This window comes from Vibrio sp. 1557 (genome assembly GCF_033340175.1).
GTDB lineage: Bacteria > Pseudomonadota > Gammaproteobacteria > Enterobacterales > Vibrionaceae > Vibrio > Vibrio alginolyticus.
Genome location: NZ_JAWOVZ010000058.1, coordinates 1 through 4,214 on the forward strand (window position 1 = coordinate 1; position 4,214 = coordinate 4,214).

Here is a 4,214-nt window from a genome sequence, read left to right on the forward strand (position 1 = left end):
TAAGCAAGGCTACACAAAGACCCCTCCACTTCGTTACGTTGTCATTGTGCCTTGTAAGGGACGCTACGCTCCCTTAACCCTAGTTAAAAGCACTCAAACTAAAGAATTGCCATGACTGAAAAGAAGAAAGTAATACGAGAAAAGTCCATCAAGATCAGAGTCACTGAGACTGAACTTCAAGCTCTGAAAGATCGGTGTGATGGTGCGGAATTAGCTCCTTGGGTGAGAGAGACTTGTCTTGGGGAACGGACTCTTAAAAGAGCCAATGTTCCTAAAGTAGACCCCGCATTATTGCGCCAGTTATCTGGACTTGGAAATAACTTGAATCAGATCACTAGAGTAGTGAATACCCAGAATTATGATGTCGTGAATGTGGTTCAAGTATTGGCTCAACTTTCAGCAATCGAGCGTCAGCTTGGGCAAATAATGGCACAGTATGAGATCTCAGTATGATTGTTCAGTTCGCTCGTAGAGGTAAGGGCGTTGGGAGTGGCCCTGTTGATTATCTCTTAGGGAAAGATAGAAATCGGGAGAGGGCGACACTCAATCAAGGCGATCCTGATTTAGTTCAATCACTCATTGATTCGAGTCCTTACGCCAAAAAGTACACATCGGGCTTTCTCTGTTTTGCTGAAACGGACTTATCACAAGAGATTAAAGATCGCCTCATGGCTGATTTTGAAAAGGCTTTGTTACCAGGCTTAGACAAAGACCAATACTCCATTCTTTGGGTAGAGCATCTTGATAAAGGGCGGTTAGAGCTGAATTTTGTTATTCCAAATATTGAGCTTCATTCTGGCAAGCGACTTCAACCTTACTACCACTTTGCAGACAATCCTCGTATCGATGCGTGGCGCACCATTAAGAATCTTGAACTAGGGCTTCATGACCCAGATGACCCTGCTAATCAGCAAGGCTTGGTGAGTGCTAAAGACACTCCATCCGATGCAAAAGAGATTCAGCAACTTCTTACCGATGGTCTACTTAATCTTGCTCAATCAGGCGCGATCCGTAGTCGAAAAGGGGTAATTGGTGCGCTTGAAAGCAAAGGATTTGAGATTGCCAGAGTGACAGCTAAAAGCATCAGCATTAAGAATCCCGAAAGTGGGAAACGAAACATAAGATTAAAAGGTTTGTTGTATGAGCAAGATTTTGAATATGGCGAGGGACTTCAATTCGCAATCGAAGAAGCAAGCCAACGCTATCGAGCAAACGCTAAAGAAAGACTTCGAGAGGCACGAACAACGTATTCAAGATGCGTTGAAATCAAGCGAGCAGAAAATCATAAACGACATCCAAGAGCAGCAATCACGTTTGAATCTCTTGGTGATGAAAACATGGATTTGGTTGCCAGTGACCCTGTTATTTTTGGTGATCGTCAGTTACGGGATCGCTTGGTATCAAGGGCAGACGATATTAGACAATCAGAAAAAGATAGCCCGCCAAAAAGCGATCCTAGAGCAGTTCCAGAACAAGACTTGGGGGCTTTCTCTGTACGAGAGCCAGAAAGGGGAACGTTTTATTGTGATACCAGAGGGTTACTCGATTCTGGAGGGGTGGACAATGAACGATGGCAAGAACGAGCTGATCAAGTTGGAGAGGAAATAAATGACCGAGCTAGAGAAACAACTTTTGCACGCCTTCGAGGTTTTAGAGAGGCAGCACAAGGAGCAGCACAGCGAGTTCGTGAAGCTCTACAAGGATTTAGAGAAAAGATTCGAGCAGAGCAGCGAGGAGAACCAACGCTTACAGAGCAGTGTGAGCAGCTTGACCATGCAAGTAAACAACTTGACGCAGCAGCTCCAGTCGTTGGAAAAGCAATACAGCAAGAGCAGTCGTTAGCACGACAAAATCGCAGAGGTCGAGGTTTCGGATTTAATCGTTAATACATTTGAAAATACGCTTGCCAGGAGTACAATGTACTCCTATTCTTTTGGGAGAGGATCGGGTTATTAGCTACGCATTAGAGTTTATTGAAACGCCATTGTTTGAATCTCAGCGAAAAGAGATGCTCACGGATGAAGAGTTTCGAGCGTTGCAGTCAGACATCATCAAAAACCCAGAAATGGGATCGTTGATTGTCGGAACGGGAGGGCTAAGAAAAGTTCGCCTTGCTGGAGAATCGACAGGTAAGAGTGGTGGTTATCGAACGATTTACTTACTGATCCAACCTGATGTTGTCTATTTGGTGTTGCTGTACAAGAAAGGGAGAAAGGACTCTTTAACTCAGAAAGAGAAGAATCTCCTTAAAGAAGTGTCGAGGTCGATTAAGAGAGAGTATGACAATGAGCAATAGTATTTTTGATGAACTTTATACATCGATGAAGCAAGCCGAAGCGATTGCAAAAGGAGAGCAGACTCCTGCGAATGTCACTCGTTATGAGATTGCCGATGTTAAAGCGATCCGAGCACAACTGGATGTCAGCCAAAAAGAGTTGGCACAAGCGATGGATGTGAGTATTGATACCGTGAAAAGTTGGGAGCAAGGACGGAGAAATCCGACAGGTTTAGCAAGCAAAGTCCTAACTCTACTCTCTAAAGAGCCAGAGCTTTATGCGAAGTTTTCAGTTTAAAGATTAAGAGGTGTCTATGAGTGCAGCTGTTACTTTTGAGCAATTCTGTCAGCGTTACGAGTACGATCCGAGAAGTTCGTTATCTCGATTTGAATATGAGAAGTACAAAGAGAAGAAGTACAAAGAGAACTTAGAGATAGCTAACGAGCTGATCACCAAAGATGCCATCGATAAGATGAAAACATAGAAAAAACGCCCTTAGAGGGCGTTTTTTGTTTCAATCGAACTGCGAACTTTTTGTCCTGTAAATCGCTCTGAAAGCGTCACAAACTTACAGCCCGATTTCTGGCTAATTAGGTAAGGATAAGTGCTTAAAAACGCTCCAGGAGCGTTTTGAGAGCGTCAGATTGGCGTTTTGAGATGCTAAGTCGGCTATTTAACGTAATAGGAATAATAATCACCACCACAACGTTATGTTGCTTTAAATTATGAGCTTCTTTGCTTCGATTTGAAGCCATTCAAATGTGTTTTTGGGCTCTCCATGCATTTCCATTTGATGCCAAAGTTTTTCAAATGACAAAATAGTGACTTGTAGAGCAACTTCTTCATTTCCAATTTCCATTGTTAAATTTTCGAGAAGTTTAATCGTATGAGCATCTACTAAAGTGTCGTATTTTTTTATTTTACACAAAGCCATAACGCAATACTCACAAAGTGTTGATATGCATGTAACTTTATAATAGTGCTCAATTGCGTATATAGTGGTTTTTTTTGGCCTAAGTCTATTAAGAACGTTCAATTGCTCACACAAACCTAGTCTTAAATATGATGTGTATGAGATAAATGGGATAAAGCGTGAAACTAAAAATTTATTTTAAAACATCGAATAACAAAGGCTTTGAAATCGCATCATATCAAGAACATTACGAGACAATTGTTGCTCAATGGCTTTCGTTAGGTCGTACACTAGAATCGAGTTCTTTTTTCCTTGTGCTGTACGATGATGATGGTAAGTGTGTAGATGCCAAATATCTTTCAAAAAATAATTTTAGTCGATTGCTGATAGAGTGGGACTGCTTTGGTTTAAAAGAAAGTAATGAGTAATTTAACGTAACACTCGTTGTGCGAACTGAACGATAGAACGCAAAAGGTTGCCCAAACCGGCGACCTTTTTTACATCTGGCAGATACGAAAAACGCCTCCCAATGGGAGGCGTTTTTCTTGAGGACGTTCATTACCTTAGAAAAGGATCGTTGAGATCCCAGCTCTTTGGTTGTAATCTCAATCCCCAGATGTGACAAAACCGACCCTGCAAGGTCGGCTTTGATCGGAATACTTACCGGTTTGACGGCCTGTGTAAGTCCTTTCATGATAGCCCATATCGTTTAAGCACTTCAAGTATTCCTGCACTCTGTTTGGACTCAAGATGTTTTGGACAGAGCGATGCGCATCAGCCACCGACCAAGGGAAGTTCCAAAGGTGGCAGGTAAAGGCACTAATCAAAACTTGCGAAAGCACGATAAAACCGCTCTCTTGTAGCTGCTAGAGGGAGAACTGCGGAAAAGGAATAATTGATTAGTGTTGTGAGACTGGAATGGGGGCGTAAAGCCTTACTCACAGCGCAGGGCAGCCCGAAAGGGAAGAGACTTACCCAATCTGAAAGCGACCAAAAAGATACCCAAATCACTCATAAATTTGAGT

8 protein-coding genes are annotated in these 4,214 nt (G+C 42.5%); 7 read left to right on the plus strand and 1 reads right to left on the minus strand.

Features of this window, described 5'->3' with window-relative positions:
- Positions 1–111: 111 nt before the first annotated feature.
- The 6 genes from R7070_RS24365 to R7070_RS24385 all read left to right on the plus strand — a co-directional run bounded on the left by R7070_RS24365 (position 112) and on the right by R7070_RS24385 (position 2,760).
- Positions 112–453 carry a MobC family plasmid mobilization relaxosome protein gene (locus R7070_RS24365; protein ID WP_025607773.1) on the plus strand — a complete coding sequence of 114 codons (342 nt, stop codon included), beginning with the start codon at positions 112–114 and terminating at the stop codon, positions 451–453.
- 705 nt (positions 454–1,158) lie between these two features.
- A complete protein-coding gene (locus R7070_RS26835) occupies positions 1,159–1,608 on the plus strand; it encodes an MbeB family mobilization protein (RefSeq protein ID WP_353616425.1) in 450 nt (149 codons plus the stop codon).
- Positions 1,609–1,842: an MbeD/MobD family mobilization/exclusion protein gene (locus tag R7070_RS26840; RefSeq protein WP_169567099.1), complete on the plus strand. Its 234-nt coding sequence runs from the start codon at positions 1,609–1,611 to the stop codon at positions 1,840–1,842.
- Positions 1,843–1,903: 61 nt separating this feature from the next.
- Entirely contained in the window at positions 1,904–2,296 is a 393-nt protein-coding gene (locus R7070_RS24375; protein WP_224723981.1) for a type II toxin-antitoxin system RelE/ParE family toxin, read from the plus strand.
- On the plus strand, positions 2,286–2,573 hold the full coding sequence (gene nadS, locus R7070_RS24380) for a NadS family protein (protein WP_029946694.1): 288 nt from the start codon (positions 2,286–2,288) through the stop codon (positions 2,571–2,573). Before R7070_RS24375 ends, nadS begins: the two co-directional genes overlap by 11 nt.
- A 16-nt stretch (positions 2,574–2,589) precedes the next feature.
- Positions 2,590–2,760 carry a hypothetical protein gene (locus tag R7070_RS24385; protein ID WP_005398424.1) on the plus strand — a complete coding sequence of 57 codons (171 nt, stop codon included), beginning with the start codon at positions 2,590–2,592 and terminating at the stop codon, positions 2,758–2,760.
- Positions 2,761–2,994: 234 nt separating this feature from the next.
- Here R7070_RS24385 and R7070_RS24390 read toward each other — a convergent pair whose 3' ends face one another.
- Positions 2,995–3,210: a hypothetical protein gene (locus R7070_RS24390; RefSeq protein ID WP_031819061.1), complete on the minus strand. Its 216-nt coding sequence runs from the start codon at positions 3,208–3,210 to the stop codon at positions 2,995–2,997.
- Positions 3,211–3,368: 158 nt separating this feature from the next.
- On the opposite strand from R7070_RS24390, the gene R7070_RS24395 reads away from it, so the two are divergent.
- The gene (locus R7070_RS24395; protein WP_005398517.1) at positions 3,369–3,617 is read left to right on the plus strand and encodes a hypothetical protein; all 249 of its coding nucleotides are present in this window, start codon (positions 3,369–3,371) and stop codon (positions 3,615–3,617) included.
- The last annotated feature ends 597 nt before the right edge of the window (positions 3,618–4,214 follow it).